Below are 16,924 nucleotides of genomic sequence, written 5' to 3'. Positions count from 1 at the left end.
CTGAGAAGGGGGAAGGGCGAAGGGAGAAGGGTGGTTTTACTCTTCCCCCTTTTCCCTTCCCTCTTCACTGGAAAAATGAAAAACATCGTCATCCTGATTTCCGGCCGTGGCAGTAACATGCGGGCGATCGTCGAAGCCGGACTTCCCGATTCGCGTGTGGTCGCTGTCATTTCCAACCGGGCCGATGCGCCTGGGCTGGTGTGGGCGCGCGAGCAGGGTATTTTCACCGAGGTCGTCGATCACAAGCAGTACGCCGACCGCGAGGCTTTCGACGCCGCGCTGGCGCAGGTGATCGACCGCCATGCGCCCGATCTCGTTGTGCTGGCCGGATTCATGCGGATTCTCACGACCGGATTTGTCGAACGCTATGCCGGGCGCATGCTGAATGTCCATCCCTCGCTGCTTCCGGCGTTTACCGGGGTCAATACGCATGCGCGGGCCATTGAAGCTGGCGTGAAACTGGCCGGCTGTACCGTGCATTTCGTCACGCCCGAACTCGACCATGGCCCCATCGTTGCCCAAGCTGCCGTGCCGGTGCTGGACGACGACACCCCACAAACGCTGTCGGCCCGCGTGCTGGCAGAAGAGCATCGCCTCTACCCGCAAGCCGTTCGCTGGTTTGTCGAAGGCAGGCTTCGCGTCGAAGCGAACCGGGTCTTTCTGGATTGAAGACTGCCATGCGCCGATGCTCTTGGCTTCGCCGCAGTTTGCTGGGCGCATTCCTTCTTTCTCTGTTGCTGCATGTGCTGGGGATTGGCGGAGAGGATATCTACGCCTGGCTGACGCGCCCCGAGTTTTCGCAGGCCGAACTGCGCCAGCCGAGCCGCGAACTCAAGGCGCATTCGCTGGAAGAGGATGCCGCGACGGCGAAAGGCGGGACAAGGCCGCCGGATACGCTGGACGTGTTTCTGCGCCGGCCGGCCAAGCCCGTGATCGAGTCCCGGCCCGCGCCGCGTCCAACAGAGGCAAGAAAACCACGCAAACCTGCTGCGATAGCTGCGAGCAGGGTTGTGCCGGTGGTAGCGTCGGCGGTAGCCGGCAAGGCTGTCGTGGCCGCCGCGAGTGCGCCGGTGCAGGCTCCGGCAAGGGCGTCTCAGGTGGATAGCCAGCCGGTGCAGGCGCTGGAACGGTTCCCTCGGGAGCTGAAGATGACCTACATCTGGGAATTCCTCCCGGTTCCGGCTCGCATGAGCTGGAAGGTGTCGCAGGGACGTTACGATCTGCGGCTGGAAGGCGGTTTTCTCGGTATTTCCCGTACTTTCGTCAGTAGTGGCAGGGTGGGGCGGAATGGTGTGACCCCGGAGCGTTTTGTCGAATATCGCAACAACAAGCCCGAGCCGTTCTACCAGGTTGATTTCGACTGGCAGAAGCGAATCGCCGAAGTCGGCGAGCCGGGAAGCCGCAAGAGTGAAAAACTCGCGCCGGGCGACCAGGATATATTCTCGGCAGCCTTCCATATTGGCTTGGTCGGTAGCAGCAAGCCCGAGTACAGGTTCTCCATGTTTTCCGGCCGGCGCAAATATGAGAATGTGCAGCTCAAGGTCGCAGGCGAAGCTAAGTTGCGCTTGGGCAAGAAGGAAGTGGATGCGTTGCTGCTGCGCGGCGCATGGGATGACCGGAAGGTGGATTTCTGGCTCGCGCCGGAGTGGCACAATATTCCGGTCCGGATCACCATCGTGCTGGGCAACGAGTTGACGCTCGATATCTGGGCGAACGAGGTGATCGCGGACGGCAAAACGCTGTTGGAATGGGAGCCTCCGGTGGCCAAATCGCCACCGCGCCGAGGCGGCGGCAGATAGAATTCAACCTGGATTGTCCATCGGACTGACTGATGGCCAATCCGGATTCAACACCAGTAGAACCTGGTTTTATCAGGAAACAACAATGAATCAAACGCAGTTTTCCGCAATTCTCGATGTATTGGCGACAGCGCTGGGCTTTACCGGCCCGGCCGATGCCGTGCTCTCGCGCCATTTTCGCGACAACCGCAAGCTGGGTAGCCATGACCGGCATGTGATCGCCGAGACGGTGTTCGGCATCCTGCGTCACCTGCCGCAGATCGAGTGGCTGGTGGGGGGCATGCCTACGCCGCGCCAGGTGCTGCTGGCTTGGTTTACCGGGATCGAACGCCTCAACGTGCGCGAGTTGTCATCGGTTTTCAGCGACGACGACCGCAAGTATGCCGGTGGACTCAAGGCCAAATCGCTCAAGGATGCGCCGCTCGCTGTGCGCGCCAGCTTGCCGCAATGGATGGTCGATGCGCTGCTGGAGGCGGGGCAGACCGAGGAAGAGGTGCTGGCGCTGGGCATCGGCCTGTTGCAATCCGCGCCGCTCGACTTGCGCGTGAACGCGCTCAAGGCGAAGAACCGCGAGGAAATCATCGACCGTCTTTCCGGCGCCGGCATCGAAGCCGCGCCGACGCCGCTGTCGCCGTTCGGTCTGCGCGTGGTCGGCAAGCCGCCGATCAACAAGACCAAGGTGTTCGAAGAGGGTTTGGTCGAAGTGCAGGACGAGGGTAGCCAGTTGCTGGGACTCTTGACCGGCGCCAAACGCGGCCAGATGGTCGCCGATTTCTGCGCGGGAGCGGGCGGCAAGACGCTGCTGCTCGGCGCCATGATGCAATCGACCGGGCGCTTGTATGCGTTCGACGTTTCGGAAAAACGCCTCGCCAACCTCAAGCCGCGGCTCGCGCGCTCCGGTCTTTCCAACGTCCAGCCGCAACTAATCGCTTCGGAATCCGACCAGAAGATCAAGCGCCTGGCGGGCAAGATGGACGTGGTGTTGGTCGATGCGCCATGTTCCGGCTTGGGCACCCTGCGCCGCAATCCGGACCTGAAATACCGCCAGACGCCCGAGAGCGTGGCCGAACTCAACGCAAAACAGGCCAGCATCCTGGCTTCGGCGGCGCGTCTCACCAAGTCGGGTGGCCGACTGGTTTACGCGACCTGCAGCCTGCTGCGCGCGGAAAACGAGACCATCGTCGAAGCTTTTCTCGCAGCCAATCCGGAATTCAGCCTGTGCGATGCACGCGAATTGCTGCCGGAAGGTATTGCCGGCCAACTCGATGGCCCGTATCTGAAGCTGCTGCCGCAAAAGCATGGCACTGATGGGTTCTTTGCGGCGGCTTTGACCAGAAAGTAAATTTCCATTCTCTGAGGGAGCGTCCCATGCAAATCGGCTTTGTCGGACTTGGCATCATGGGGCGCCCCATGGTGCTCAATCTTTTGCGCGGCGGTTATCGCGTGCATGTCTGGTCGCGGCGCGCGGAATCGATGACGCCTCTGATCGAAGCAGGCGCCATCGGCTGCGGTAGTGCCGCCGAGGTTGCTGCTTCCTGCGAGATCGTCATCAGCATGGTGGCCGATGCGCCCGATGTCGAGCAGGTGGCGCTGGGCGAGCGCGGTGTGGTCGAGGGTGCCAGACCGGGCTTGCTGTTCATCGATATGAGTACGATTGCACCCAGTGCCGCGCGCCGCATCGCGTTGCGACTGGAAGAATACGGTGTCGAGATGCTCGATGCGCCGGTTTCGGGGGGCGAAACGGGGGCGATCAATGCCGCGCTCACGATCATGGCCGGAGGCAGTCAGGCTGCTTTCGACAAGGCTCTGCCGGTTTTGCAGTGCCTGGGCAAAAAGGTGACCCATGTCGGCGCAAACGGAGCAGGGCAGGTTGCCAAAGCCTGCAACCAGATCCTGACAGGTGCAGGCGTGCTGATGGTGGCCGAAGCGCTTAATTTCGCGCGAGCGAGTGGCGTCGAGCCGGCCAAGGTGCGCGAAGCCATGCTCGGGGGATCGGCCCACAGCCGGGTGCTGGAAAACCACGGCCAGCGCATGCTGGAACGCAACTTCAATCCTGGATTCAAAGCCTGGATGCATCGCAAGGATTTGAAGATCGTGCTTGACGAGGCACACAGGCTGGGTGTGATGTCGCCTGTGGCAGCCATCACGGCTCAGATGTTCAATGCGCTGGTGGGCGGGGGCGATGGCGAACGCGATTCGGTGGCAATGCTGCAGTTGCTGGAACGAATGAGTGGAGTGGATTCGGAGTAAGCCGGAAAGCAAAAAGCCCGTTCGCAGGAACGGGCTTTTTGCTTGAATTGGTGCCGACAGTGAGACTCGAACTCACACAGCCTGTGGCCACTACCCCCTCAAGATAGCGTGTCTACCAATTTCACCATGTCGGCAGGTATTGCATGCCGGATTCGTGGAACCCGACAGAGGAGGGCGAATACTACCGATTTTGTTCCGCCTTGTAAAGACGGCCCTGCCATGAATTTCTCACCGAGAGCAGGGTATCCAGCCGGGGCGCGAGTTCGGACAGGCGGATGCTCCATTCCGGTGCGAGCTTGTGCGAAGGCGGAACTTCGCTGCCAACGCGCTGGATCGCGATGTCCGGAGAAAGTCGCTCCAGAAAGTCGGCCAGCAGGTTCAGATATTCGTTGACGGACAGCAGCGGAACGCTGGCGGGGTCGCGCCGCCATTCGTTGGCGAGTTGGGTTCCCTTGATGATCTGGAGCTGGTGAAACTTGAGTGAGGATAACGGCAGCGCGGAAAGCTTTTCGGCACCGGTCAGCATTGATTCGCGCGATTCTCCGGGGAGCCCGAATATCAGGTGGCCGGTCACCGGCAGGCCGCGAGCTGCTGCGCGCTGTATGGCGTCGATGGTGGCCGCGAAGTCATGACCGCGGTTGACGCGTTCCAGCGTGGTGTCGTCGCAGGATTCGATGCCCAGCTCAAGTTCGACGATGCGGGTTTGGGCCAGTTCAGCCAGGTAGTCGAGCACTTCGTCTGATACACAGTCCGGACGGGTGCCGATGACGAGGCCGTCGATGCGCGGATAGGCCAAAGCCGTTTCGTAGGCCGTGCGCAGCCGCTCGAATTCGCCATAAGTGTTGCTGTAGGCCTGGAAATAGGCCACGAAATGCGTGGTTTCCGGATAGCGTTGCGCCAGGAAATTGAGGCCGGTTTCGAGTTGCGCGGTGATTTCGCTGTGGTCGCGCAGGTAGGACGGCGTAAACCCGGCGTTGTTGCAGAAGGTGCAGCCGCCGATGCCTTTGCTGCCGTCGCGGTTGGGGCAATTGAAGCCAGCCGATACCGAGACTTTTTGCACCCGGCCGCCATATTTCTTTTGCTGCAGGTCGTTCCAGGAAAGATAGCGACGGCGGCCGAATTGTGGCGGGATAAGCAGATCGGGCATGAGTGTTCCTGTTTATGCGCCGTTTGTCCGGCTTCGGGTAGATGCAAATAATAGCGGAGCCTATAAATATAGTCTGTAAGAATCTGTTTGCAAGCGGCGTGAACAGATTGTTTTTCGCGATGGTTTGCGACAGGGGTGCTGTCTGGACAAAAGCAGGAAAGGAGTTCGCCATGAAAAAGTTGCTTGCACTTGCCATGCTCGGCGCAATGCCGGCATGGGCTTTGGATCTCAATACTGCCACGGCCGAGCAGATCGCGGCGCTCAAGGGATTTACGCCTGCCAAGGCAGAGGCTGTTGTGGCCGCTCGTACCAAAGATGGTCCTTTCAAGTCTTCGGCTGATGTGCTTGGCAGGGTTCCCGGTGTAACACAGGGAATGCTCAACCAGAACCGGGCATCCTTGACCATTGCTGGCCGGGCGGTGACGACCCGCTCCGGCACTGCACCTGCGATTCCTGGTGTTCGGGCCGCGATTCCTGCCAAGAAAGCCGATACCACTCAGGCAACGACCCAGAGCCGGGAAAGATCTCAGAAAAAATCGGCGGAAGGCGATGATGGCAAGGGTGATGGAGGCAAAGGCAATAGCAGCAGCCGCGGAGGTAACAGCAACGGGCACGGCGGCGGATCGGGCGGAGGGGGGGGCGGGCGCGGTGGCAAGTAAGCCTGCGGCTCAATGAAACGCAGCCTTGCATAGGGGGGCGGGAAAGCTCTGAGCTTGCCGGCGAACAAGTGCGATGCAGTTTATAGCACTATCGCAGCAATTGATTCAGAGCTTTCCTTGCTTTTTGGTATGATTATGCCTCTGTTCCCCTTGCCCTTCCGGATTCGCTCTCATGGCAGACGTGCTCAAACTTCGCGGCGGCGCCGCGCTTTCCTCTTTCCGTCTTGAAAAAATCGAAACAGCTTTGGCTGCACAAGGCATTTCCGCCCGGCTTTATGCCGAGTTCTGGCACTTTGCCGAAACCAGTGCTCCGCTCGGGACGGAAGAAAACGATGTGCTTGGCCGTATCCTGAGCTATGGCGAGCCAGCAGACCCGCAGCGTGCCGTTGGCAATCCGCTGGTCGTGCTGCCGCGCGCCGGTACCGTATCTCCCTGGTCCTCCAAGGCGACCGACATTGCAGAGCACTGCGGCTTGCACAACGTGTTGCGGGTCGAGCGCGGAATGGCAGTGTATGCCTGCGATGCAGCTGGCAAGCCCTTGGCCGGGGCCGCGCTGGAAGCGTTGAAGCCGCTGATCCACGACCGGATGACCGAACAGGTCGTCGAATCGCTTGATGCCGCGGAAGGGCTGTTCCGGCATTTCGAACCCAAGCCGATGCAAAGCGTCGACATCCTTTCCGGTGGCCGGGCGGCACTGGATGCAGCCAACAGCGAATTCGGCCTGGCGCTGTCCGAGGACGAAATCGACTATCTGCTGGAAAACTACCGCAAGCTGGGGCGCAATCCGACCGACGTCGAACTGACCATGTTCGCCCAAGCCAACTCCGAGCACTGCCGCCACAAAATTTTCAACGCCGATTTCATCGTCGATGGCGAAAAACAGCCGCAAAGCCTGTTTGGCATGATCCGCGAAACGCACAAGGCGCATCCGGAAGGCACCGTCGTGGCCTATTCCGACAATTCGTCGGTGATCGAAGGCGCCGAGATCGAGCGCTTCTACCCGCAACCGGGTTCGGCCGAATACCGCTTCGACCGGCAGACCGCGCACATCCTGATGAAGGTTGAAACGCACAATCACCCGACGGCGATTTCGCCGTTTCCGGGGGCTGCGACGGGCTCCGGTGGCGAGCTGCGCGACGAGGGCTCGACCGGCCGCGGCGGCAAGCCGAAGGTGGGTTTGAGCGGCTTTACCGTCTCCAACCTGAATCTGCCCGATGCCGTTCAACCGTGGGAAGAACCGACCTACGGCAAGCCCGAGCGCATTGCCTCCGCGCTCGACATCATGATCGAAGGCCCGATTGGTGCCGCTGCGTTCAATAACGAATTCGGCCGCCCGAACGTATGCGGCTATTTCCGTACCTTTGAAGAAGACTGCAACGGCGAGCGTCGCGGCTACCACAAACCGATCATGATCGCCGGCGGCATGGGTAACATTTGCGCGATCCACGTCGGCAAGAACGATCTGCCCGACGGCTCGTTGCTGATCCAGCTCGGCGGCCCGAGCTTCCTGATCGGCATGGGCGGCGGCGCGGCTTCGTCGATGACAACCGGCACGAACACCGCCGATCTGGATTTCGACTCGGTGCAGCGCGGCAATCCGGAAATCGAACGTCGCGCCCAGGAAGTGATCGACCGCTGCTGGCAGCTTGGCGAGCGCAACCCGATCCAGTCGATCCACGACGTAGGTGCGGGCGGTCTTTCCAATGCCTTCCCTGAGCTTGTCGATGGCGCCGACCGCGGCGCGGTATTCGAATTGCGCAAGGTGCATATCGAAGAGCGCGGCATGTCGCCCAAGGAAGTCTGGTCCAACGAATCGCAGGAACGCTACGTGCTGGCCATCCTGCCGCAGGATCTGATGCTGTTCGAGAATCTCTGTGAACGTGAGCGTTGCCCGTTCGCCGTGGTGGGGCGCGCCACGACCGAGAAACAACTGATCGTGACCGACGAGCACTTCGGCAACAGCCCGGTCGACATGCCGATGGAAGTGCTGCTCGGCAAGCCGCCAAAAATGACGCGCGACGTGACCCGCGTCCAGCCGCAACTGCCGCAGTTCGATTCCTCGCTCATCAATCTGAAGGAAGCCGCCTACCGCGTGCTGCGCCTGCCGACCGTGGCGGACAAGAACTTCCTGATCACCATCGGTGACCGCACCGTGGGCGGCATGACCGCGCGCGACCAGATGGTCGGTCCGTGGCAGGTGCCGGTGGCCGACGTGGCCGTAACCACGATGGGCTACAACACCACGCTCGGCGAAGCCATGGCGATGGGCGAGCGCACGCCGCTGGCGCTGATTTCCGGCCCCGCTTCCGGGCGCATGGCTGTGGGCGAGGTGCTGACCAATATCGCCGCTGCGTCGATCCGCGATCTGGGCGACGTGAAGCTCTCGGCCAACTGGATGGCGTCGGCCGGGCATCCGGGCGAAGACGCCAATCTCTACGACACCGTGAAGGCGGTGGCGCTCGACCTGTGCCGCGACCTGGGCATTTCGATTCCGGTGGGCAAGGATTCGATGTCCATGAAGACGGTGTGGTCGGAAGACGGCGAATCGAAGCAGGTGACGGCACCGCTGTCGCTGATCATTTCCGCGTTCGCTCCGGTGAGCGATGCGCGCAAGACGCTGACGCCAGCGCTGGCGACGGATGAAGAGAGCGACCTGCTGCTGATCGATTTGGGGGCCGGCAAGTGCCGCCTGGGCGGTTCGGCACTGGCGCAGGTCTACAAGCAGATCGGCAACAACTGTCCGGACGTGGTGAGCACCGAGCGTCTCAAGGCTTTCTTTGCGACGGTGCAAAAGCTCAATGCCGAAGATCGCATCCTTGCGTATCACGACCGTTCCGATGGCGGCCTGCTCGCCGCCGTGGCGGAAATGATGTTCGCCAGCCGTGCTGGCGTGACGCTGGAAATCGACGAATTGTGTATCGACCGCCGTTGCCGCCAGCGCGGCGCGCACGAGTTCTCGCCGGAAGACGTGGCGCGCGCCGAAAACGGCCGCGTGATGGGCGTGCTGTTCAACGAGGAACTCGGTGCGGTGCTGCAGGTGAAGCGTAGCGACACCGCTGCCGTGATCGCTGCGTTCATGAACGCCGGCCTGTCGGCTGAGTTGCACGTCATCGGCTCGCTCAACGGCGACGACCGCCTCAAGATCAAGAAGCGCAACCGCCTGCTGCTCGACGAGCCGCGCGTGGCCTTGCAGCAAGCCTGGTCGGAAACCAGTTGGCGTATCCAGCGCCTGCGCGACAACCCGGTTTGCGCCGATGCCGAATACGCCCGCATTACGGACAAGAACGACAAGGGCTTGTTCGCCAAGCTGACCTTCGATCCGTCCGAAAACATCGCTGCGCCGTTTATCGCTACCGGCGCGAAGCCGAAGATCGCCATCCTGCGCGAGCAGGGCGTCAACGGCCAGGTTGAAATGGCGGCCGCGTTCGACCGCGCCGGTTTTGCCGCGACCGACGTGCACATGAGCGACATCATCAGCGGCCGTATCCAGTTGGCCGACTTCAAGGGCGTGGCTGCTTGCGGCGGTTTCAGCTACGGCGACGTGCTGGGCGCGGGCGAGGGCTGGGCCAAGTCGATCCTCTTCAACCCGCAGGCGCGTGCGCAGTTCGAGGCCTTCTTCCAGCGTGCCGATTCCTTCGGCTTGGGCGTGTGCAACGGTTGCCAGATGATGGCCAATCTCTCCGGCATCATCCCCGGCGCGCAAGCGTGGCCGAAGTTCACGCGCAACCAGTCCGAGCAGTTCGAAGCGCGCTTCGTGATGGCCGAGTTGCCGCAATCGCCGTCGCTGTTCTTCTCCGGCATGGCTGGCAGCCAGATTCCGGTGGTGGTTTCGCATGGAGAGGGTTTTGCCAACTTCAGCCAGCAGGGCGACATCGGGCAGGCCATCGTGGTGATGCGTTATGTCGACAACGGCGGCAAGGTCACGGAAACCTACCCGTACAACCCGAACGGCAGCCCGCAGGGCATCGCCGGCGTGACCACGGCCGACGGGCGCTTCAGCATCATGATGCCGCACCCGGAGCGTGTGTTCCGCACGGTGCAGATGAGCTGGCACCCGGAGGGCTGGGGTGAAGACAGCCCGTGGCTGCGCATGTTCCGCAACGCGCGCAAGATGCTTGGGTAAGCTTCTTGCAGTACGAAAAGCCCCGCCGTTTCCGGTGGGGCTTTTTTACAGGCAGATTCCGTTATCCGGCGCGGGCGCTGCGGGTGTGCTGTGGTAAAATGCTGCGTTTTTTATTACACAGCACAGGCCGCGTCCGCACCATGGAGCTTTCCGCACTTACCGCCCTTTCGCCGCTCGACGGTCGTTATGAAAAGCAGCTTGCCGAGCTGCGTCCGTATTTCAGTGAGTATGCCCTGATCAAGAACCGCGTCACGGTCGAAGTGGCCTGGCTGAAGGCGCTGGCGGCAGAGGCCGAGATTACTGAAATCAAGCCGTTCTCGGCCGCGACCATCTCCGAGCTTGATGCCGTGGTGGCGCAGTTCTCGCCCGAGCATGCGCTGGAGGTCAAAGCTATCGAGCGTACGACCAACCACGACGTGAAGGCTGTTGAATACTGGCTCAAGGAGCGTTTGTCCGGCAATCCGGAAGTGAGCGCTGCGAGCGAATTCATTCACTTCGCCTGTACGTCCGAAGACATCAACAACCTGTCGCATGCGCTGATGCTCAAGGAAGCGCGCGAAATCGCCGTGCTGCCCAAACTCAAGGAAATTACCGGCAAGTTGATCGGTCTGGCCCATGAACTGGCCGATGCGCCGATGATGAGCCGTACCCACGGCCAACCAGCCACGCCGACCACGATGGGCAAGGAAATGGCTAACGTGGCCTATCGTCTGGAACGCCAGCTTGCGCGCCTGGAAAAGATCGAGCTGCTCGGCAAGATCAACGGCGCAGTCGGCAACTACAACGCGCACCTCTCGGCTTATCCGGAAATCGACTGGGAAAACTTCTGCCGCCGCTTCGTCGAATCGCTCGGCATTACGTTCAACCCGTACACGATCCAGATCGAGCCGCACGATTACATGAGCGAGCTGTTTGATACCTGCTTGCGCATCAACACGATCCTCGTCGATATGAACCGCGACATCTGGGGCTACATCTCGCTGGGCTTCTTCAAGCAGAAGGTCAACAAGAACGAAGTCGGTTCCTCGACCATGCCGCACAAGGTCAACCCGATCGATTTCGAAAACTCCGAAGGCAACCTGGGGCTGGCCAATGCGCTGCTCGCACACCTGTCGCAAAAGCTGCCGATTTCCCGCTGGCAGCGTGACCTGACCGATTCCACCGTGCTGCGCAATATGGGCGTGGCGCTGGGTTATGCGTTCCTCGGTTATGCGTCCTGCCTCAAGGGCCTGAACAAGCTGCTGGCCGACCGTCAGGCGATGCAGAACGATCTCAACGCCAATTGGGAAGTGCTGGCCGAACCGATTCAGACTGTAATGCGCCGTTACGGCGTGCCCAACCCGTACGAGCAGCTCAAGGAGCTCACGCGCGGCAAGAGCGGGCTGACGCGTGAAACGCTGGCGGTATTCATCGACAATCTGGCCATCCCGCCCGCAGAGAAGGAGCGCCTCAAGGCGCTGACGCCGTGGACCTACCTCGGCAAGGCCGAGGAATTGGCCAATCGCATCTGACAGACACGGGCGCTTCTTGCGCCCGTTGCCGTACCCGAAACCGGAAGAAGGAAAACAACGGTGAAGAAAAAGATCGTTCTGGGTAGCGCCGCTGCATTGGTGATCGCTTGCGCAGGCTGGGCGGGCGGCGCTTTCTATGCCGGGAAATCGGTCGAAGCCACGCTCGACAAGCAGCACAAATGGTTGTCGGATCTGCCGTATTTCGTGGTCAAGTCGCGCGAATACCAGCGCGGCTGGTTCAGTTCTTCCGAAACGGTCACGCTGGCGGTCAACCCGGAAATGTATCGCCTGTTCCTGGAGAAGGAAGGCCAGGAATTGCCGAAATTCGAAGTGACCTACAGCAACAAGGTGCTGCATGGCCCCTTCCCGCTGATCGGCCAGTTCAGTCTTCGCCCGGCCAAGGCGGTGGTGCAGACCGAATTCAAGTTCGCTCCGGAAACGCAAAAGTTGCTGTCGCGTTTCTTTGGCGCGCAAAAACCGATCGAAATGGAAAACCGTATCGGTTTCGATGACGATGGTGTTATCCAGATCAAGGTGCCGGGTTTCGATTACGAAGAAGCCGTTTCCGGCGTCAAGGCCAAATGGCAGGGGCTAACGGCTACCGTGGATTACGGCGGTGATTTCAATCGCGTCAAGCTCAATGCGGTGGCGCCCGGAATGTCCGGGTCGGCCAAGGAAAAGGGCAATTTCAGCTTCAGCGGCCTGACGCTCGATGTCGATCACCAGCGCGGCAAGGCCGGTATGATGCTGGGGACGACCAGCGCCAAACTTGCCGGGTTCTCGCTCGATGTGCCTGACGGCCTGCCGGTCAAGGTCGCGCTCGAAAATCTGGCCTACAACACCAAGCTTGCCGAATCGGGCGATTTCATCAACGGTGAAGCGACGATCAGCCTGGCCAGGATCATCCTCAACGACAAACCCTACGGCCCGGCCGAGTTGCAGGCCGAAGCATCGCACCTGCATGGCCCGACGCTTGCCAAGCTCAACGACGAATTCAACAAGCTGCAAAAGCGCCCGCTCAAGCGCGAGGAAGCCACAGCCGAGATCGTCAAGCTGGCCAAAGCCCACGGCATGCCGATCCTGACCAACGATCCGCGCTTTGGCATCCGCAAGCTGGAAGTCCAATTGCCGGAAGGAGCGCTGAAATTCTCGGCGAGTGTGGGCTTGAAGGGCTTCCAGGAGAAAGACCTCGACAACCCGGTCGATTTCGTGAACAAGCTCTCAGCCAAAGCCGATTTCTCGATTCCGCGCAAGGTCGTGGAAACGCTGGTCATGTGGCAGACCCGCGCCATGTTCGGCGGTCCGGAATCGGGCGTGAGCGGAGCGGATCTTGATTACCTCGCGAGCCAGTTCGTCGAAGGCCAGATCGGGCGGCTGGCCGACCAGAAACTCATCAAGGTCGATGGTGAGCTGCTGTCTGCATCGGCAACACTGGAAAGCGGCGAGTTCACGCTCAACGAGATTCTGGTGCCGCTGCCGTGGCAGGAAGAAGAGTTCCGCAAGAAGCAGCAAGAAACCCAAGCTTCTCAAGTGACTCAAACGCAGCAGTAATCGACAAGCCAACGCCCCGGAACCGGGGTAATGCCGTTCACTTAAGCCAAGTGAGCGGCATTTTTATTGAACAGCGCTGCATGCAGCACGCCCCGCCCTGGAAGGCGCCGAGAAGCACAGCAGGGCGCGGGGATTCGGCGAGCACTGTTTGAGGCCGCAGGCCGAGTTGCGCAGCCGCCGCGTCTTGCGAGCATCGCAGGGAACCCCGCAGGGGCGCCGGAGTGGGCTCGCCTAGGGGTGAAGGGGAATTGGCGAGACAAATCCCTTTCCCGTTTGCCGGGCGGAACCGGCCCTAAACCCTGCGCCGCAGGCGCACGAAAATCCTTAAGTGAACGACATTACCGGAACCGGGGCGTTTTTTACCAGCGGTAGCGCGCTTGGCACAGCGCCAGATCGGCTTTCGATGGTGTGTCTATTCCGCGCGCCTGAAACTGCCTTTCATTCATCAGGCTGTCCGGCTCGCCGGAATGGTTGAAAAGTCCCAGCGCATGTCCCATTTCATGCGCGACCACTCGGCGCAGTGTATCCCGGTCGCGAATCAGGCCGCGGTTGAGGCGGATGTCTGCGTCGAGCAAGATGCGGCGCAGGTATTGCGGCAAAGTCAGCGCCATCAGGCCGGGCAACTCTGCCTGCCAGCCGATCACGTTGCGGCCGTCGAGCCGGTCGAGTGACTGGCCGGTAAAGCCGCCGAACACCACCTGCACGCCGCACGGCGACCAGACCGCAGCGGCATGGACCAGCGCGTCGATCACCTCCGTGTCGCTGATGCCTTCCGGTCGCCCGTTCGGGTTGTATGCAATCACGAAACGCTTGTCCTGCCAGACGGCATAATCCTCCGCGGCAGAGGCAGGCAATGATCCAAGCAAGGCCAGCGCGAAAATGAAAAGTTTCATGCGCGCAGTCTACCCCGGGCGAGGCATGACGCAAATCATTGGTGCGTGCTTTTTGGCGCGCACAGCCCCTCTTTTTGATCTCTTCGCGCTAACCTACAATCCCGAGCTGCAAAATCGCCTATTTCCACCGGATTCACATGCCAGATACTCCGCCAGAGCCGCTCTCCGTCGATGCGGGAAACCCGAGACCGCGTAGCGCCACGATCAAGGACGTTGCGAGGCTCGCCGGCCTGTCTCCGATCACGGTTTCCCGGGTGCTGAACAATCCGGCTGCCGTGCGCCCGGAAACCATCGCCAGGGTGCGCGAGGCCATCGCCCAAACGGGCTACATCCCCAATCTGCTGGCGGGTAGTCTTGTATCCGGGCGCAGCCGCCTCGTGGCGGCGATCATTCCCCGTCTGTCGAACTCGATGCTTGTTGATTTCGTACAGGGTTTGAGCGACCAGCTTGAAGCTCGCGGCTACCAACTGCTGCTGGGCTTGTCCGGCTATCCCGTCGAGCAGGAAGAAAAACTGCTGCCCGCGATCCTGAGCCGCCGTCCGGATGGCGTGGTGCTTTCCGGAACGGATCATTCGGACGAAACGCGCCAGATACTTCAGGCAGCGGGCATCCCGATTGTGGAAACCTGGGATTTGACCGCCAACCCCGTGGACATGGTGGTCGGGCTGTCGCAGGAGGAAGTTGGCGCCGCCATGGCCCGCTTCCTGCTGGGCAAGGGCCGTCGTCGCTTTGGCATGATCTGGGCTTGCGACAAGCGCGCCAGAAAGCGCTACGACGGCGCGATGGCGGTGCTGCGGGCGCAGGGCATCGAATTGGTGCCGACGGTCGAAGTGAGCAAATTCCCGACCATGGGTTTGGGGCGACTGGGCTTGAGCGAACTGCTGGCTGGTGGCGAGGCGTTCGACGCGGTGATGTGCAGCTCGGACACGCTGGCGCAGGGCGTGCTGACCGAAGCGGCTGCGCGCGGAATTTCCGTTCCGCAGCAGCTTGCAGTCATGGGGTTTGGCGATTTCGATTTCTCGGAACACACCATGCCGCCGCTTTCCACGATCCGCGTCGACAAGCGCAGGATTGGCGTGCTGGCGGCCAATGCCTTGCTGGCGCGAATGGATGGCGGGCAACCGGCGCAGCGCGTGATTGATGTAGGGTTTGAGATCGTCGAGCGCGGCACGACTTGACTGATTGATCCTGAATGCAAAGTTGTATCATTTCGTATGCAAGAAATGGTATGTGTGCGCTCCTTGCTTCCCCCTTTGCAAAAGGGGGATTGAGGGGGATTTCAGCAGTGCTGGTTATGGCTATGCCGCGAAATCCCCCCAGCCCCCCTTTGTCAAAGGGGGGAACCCCGTGCTCCAGACTGCCTCTCACCGCCCTACGCCGGACGACGAACCCAAACAAAATCCCCCGCTGTTGCAAAACAGCGGGGGATTTTTCATGGATGCTCGAAATCAGCGGCCGAGGCTGGGTTTCTTCGGATCGTACTTCCAGCCCGGTACCAGGAACTGCATCGCCATGGCGTCGTCGCGTGCCCCGGTCGCCACTTTCTTGTACAGCTCGTGGGCCTTTTCGACCTGCGCCATGTCGATGTCGATGCCCAAGCCCGGTTTTTCCGGAACAGCCACTTCTCCGCCGACGATCTTCAGCGGCTCCCGGGTCAGGCGTTCCTGACCTTCCTGCCAGATCCAGTGCGTGTCGATGGCCGTGATGTCGCCCGGCGCGGCGGCTGCGCAATGCGTGAACATGGCGAGCGAAATGTCGAAGTGGTTGTTGGAGTGCGATCCCCAGGTCAGGCCGAATTCCTGGCACATTTGCGCCACGCGCACCGAGCCCTGCATGGTCCAGAAGTGCGGGTCGGCCAGCGGAATGTCCACGGACTCCAGCTTGAGGGAGTGGTTCATCTGGCGCCAGTCGGTCGCGACCATGTTGGTGGCCGTGCGGATGCCGGTAGCGCGCTTGAATTCAGCCATGATTTCGCGGCCGGAGTAACCGTTTTCCGGTCCGCAGGGGTCTTCGGCATAGCTCAGGATGTCGCCACGGCCCTTGCACAGATCGATGGCCTCTTGCAGCGACCAGGCACCGTTCGGGTCCAGCGTGATCCCGGCGGTCGGGAAGCGTTTTTTCAGTGCTGCGATGGCTTCGATTTCTTCCTCGCCCGTCATAACGCCGCCCTTGAGCTTGAAATCGTTGAAGCCGTACAGCTCGGCGCAGGATTCGGCCTGGCGCACGATGCCTTCCGGTGTGATGGCTTCCTCGTTGCGGACGCCGTACCAGTGGTCCCTGGCGCCGCTGCCTGCCGGGTAATCGAGCGTGGTTTTCTTGCGGTCGCCGATGTAGAACAGGTAGCCCAGCATGCGTGCGGCCTTGCGCTGCTGGCCGGTGCCGAGCAGGGCCGCGACCGGCACACCCAGATACTGGCCCAAGAGGTCGAGCAGGGCGGCTTCGACGGCGGTAATCACGTTGTCCGCGCGCAGGTTGATCTCGTGCGGCTGCTTCAGCACGCGCGCCTCGCTCTCGGAGGTGACCTTGTGCACCGTGGTCTTGGTGGGGCTGAGCAATTGCTGGCGCATGCTGTTCAGTACATTGTTGTACTGGCCGATGGACTGGCCCACCACCAGCGGAATGGATTTTTCCAGCGTCTGGCGAATCCCTTCTCCACCCGGTACTTCGCCCAAGCCGGTATTGCCGCGGTTGTCCTTGAGAATCACGATGTTGCGGGTGAAAAACGGGCCATGTGCGCCACACAGGTTCAGCAGCATGCTGTCATAACCGGCGACGGGGACGACCTGCATGGAGGTCACGATAGGGGTGCTTTGTGTGCTCATTCTGACTCCTGTTCAGCTTGTTGTATTGGTTGTGTCCTGGTTGATCGATGACTTGAATGATAACGTTACCATTTTGCGCAAAGCCAAGACAGCCCGTGAAGATGGTGCTGTCCATGCATGGTAGAAGAAATGCAGGCGGTTCAATATGTGCGGATCGACAAAAATGCGG

At 61.0% G+C, this 16,924-nt stretch carries 12 protein-coding genes and 1 tRNA gene; 9 read left to right on the top strand and 4 right to left on the bottom strand.

Annotated elements, in window-relative coordinates; translation table 11 throughout:
* The first annotated feature begins 75 nt into the window (after positions 1-75).
* The 4 genes from purN to BMZ36_RS03455 all read left to right on the top strand — a co-directional run bounded on the left by purN (position 76) and on the right by BMZ36_RS03455 (position 4,049).
* Positions 76-669 (top strand): phosphoribosylglycinamide formyltransferase, encoded by a 594-nt coding sequence (gene purN / locus BMZ36_RS03470; RefSeq protein WP_091191458.1) that lies wholly within the window; start codon positions 76-78, stop codon positions 667-669.
* A gap of 8 nt (positions 670-677) precedes the next feature.
* Positions 678-1,799: a DUF3108 domain-containing protein gene (locus BMZ36_RS03465; protein ID WP_091191456.1), complete on the top strand. Its 1,122-nt coding sequence runs from the start codon at positions 678-680 to the stop codon at positions 1,797-1,799.
* A gap of 85 nt (positions 1,800-1,884) precedes the next feature.
* Positions 1,885-3,141 (top strand): RsmB/NOP family class I SAM-dependent RNA methyltransferase, encoded by a 1,257-nt coding sequence (locus tag BMZ36_RS03460; RefSeq protein ID WP_091191452.1) that lies wholly within the window; start codon positions 1,885-1,887, stop codon positions 3,139-3,141.
* Positions 3,142-3,167: 26 nt separating this feature from the next.
* A complete protein-coding gene (locus BMZ36_RS03455) occupies positions 3,168-4,049 on the top strand; it encodes an NAD(P)-dependent oxidoreductase (RefSeq protein ID WP_091191449.1) in 882 nt (293 codons plus the stop codon).
* A 48-nt stretch (positions 4,050-4,097) separates the two neighbouring features.
* On the opposite strand, the gene BMZ36_RS03450 is transcribed toward BMZ36_RS03455, so the two are convergent.
* Together BMZ36_RS03450 and mnmL are read right to left on the bottom strand one after the other, a co-directional pair.
* Positions 4,098-4,183: transfer RNA gene (locus BMZ36_RS03450), tRNA-Leu, on the bottom strand.
* A 47-nt stretch (positions 4,184-4,230) separates the two neighbouring features.
* Positions 4,231-5,196 carry a tRNA modification radical SAM protein MnmL/YtqA gene (mnmL, locus tag BMZ36_RS03445; protein ID WP_091191446.1) on the bottom strand — a complete coding sequence of 322 codons (966 nt, stop codon included), beginning with the start codon at positions 5,194-5,196 and terminating at the stop codon, positions 4,231-4,233.
* 170 nt (positions 5,197-5,366) lie between these two features.
* Between mnmL and BMZ36_RS03440 the strand changes: the two genes are divergently transcribed.
* From BMZ36_RS03440 to BMZ36_RS03425, 4 genes are all read left to right on the top strand, one after another.
* Positions 5,367-5,855, top strand: coding sequence for a ComEA family DNA-binding protein (locus tag BMZ36_RS03440; RefSeq protein WP_177187764.1), 489 nt, complete (start codon positions 5,367-5,369; stop codon positions 5,853-5,855).
* A gap of 172 nt (positions 5,856-6,027) precedes the next feature.
* Positions 6,028-9,978 carry a phosphoribosylformylglycinamidine synthase gene (gene purL, locus BMZ36_RS03435; RefSeq protein WP_091191440.1) on the top strand — a complete coding sequence of 1,317 codons (3,951 nt, stop codon included), beginning with the start codon at positions 6,028-6,030 and terminating at the stop codon, positions 9,976-9,978.
* 140 nt (positions 9,979-10,118) lie between these two features.
* The gene (gene purB, locus BMZ36_RS03430; protein ID WP_091191438.1) at positions 10,119-11,489 is read left to right on the top strand and encodes an adenylosuccinate lyase; all 1,371 of its coding nucleotides are present in this window, start codon (positions 10,119-10,121) and stop codon (positions 11,487-11,489) included.
* 60 nt (positions 11,490-11,549) lie between these two features.
* Positions 11,550-13,040 carry a YdgA family protein gene (locus tag BMZ36_RS03425; RefSeq protein ID WP_091191436.1) on the top strand — a complete coding sequence of 497 codons (1,491 nt, stop codon included), beginning with the start codon at positions 11,550-11,552 and terminating at the stop codon, positions 13,038-13,040.
* Positions 13,041-13,399: 359 nt separating this feature from the next.
* Here BMZ36_RS03425 and BMZ36_RS03420 read toward each other — a convergent pair whose 3' ends face one another.
* Positions 13,400-13,933: a matrixin family metalloprotease gene (locus BMZ36_RS03420; protein WP_091191433.1), complete on the bottom strand. Its 534-nt coding sequence runs from the start codon at positions 13,931-13,933 to the stop codon at positions 13,400-13,402.
* A 137-nt stretch (positions 13,934-14,070) separates the two neighbouring features.
* Here BMZ36_RS03420 and BMZ36_RS03415 point away from each other — a divergent pair, with 137 nt between their 5' ends.
* Entirely contained in the window at positions 14,071-15,111 is a 1,041-nt protein-coding gene (locus BMZ36_RS03415) for a LacI family DNA-binding transcriptional regulator (RefSeq protein ID WP_091191430.1), read from the top strand.
* A gap of 270 nt (positions 15,112-15,381) precedes the next feature.
* Here the strand turns inward: BMZ36_RS03415 and BMZ36_RS03410 are convergent, their stop codons facing one another.
* Positions 15,382-16,755: an enolase C-terminal domain-like protein gene (locus BMZ36_RS03410; protein WP_218142621.1), complete on the bottom strand. Its 1,374-nt coding sequence runs from the start codon at positions 16,753-16,755 to the stop codon at positions 15,382-15,384.
* Positions 16,756-16,924 lie beyond the last annotated feature (169 nt).

Origin of the sequence: Formivibrio citricus (assembly GCF_900115065.1) — a bacterium.
GTDB classification, from domain to species: domain Bacteria; phylum Pseudomonadota; class Gammaproteobacteria; order Burkholderiales; family Chitinibacteraceae; genus Formivibrio; species Formivibrio citricus.
This window is presented reverse-complemented; position numbering and strand designations above follow the sequence as displayed.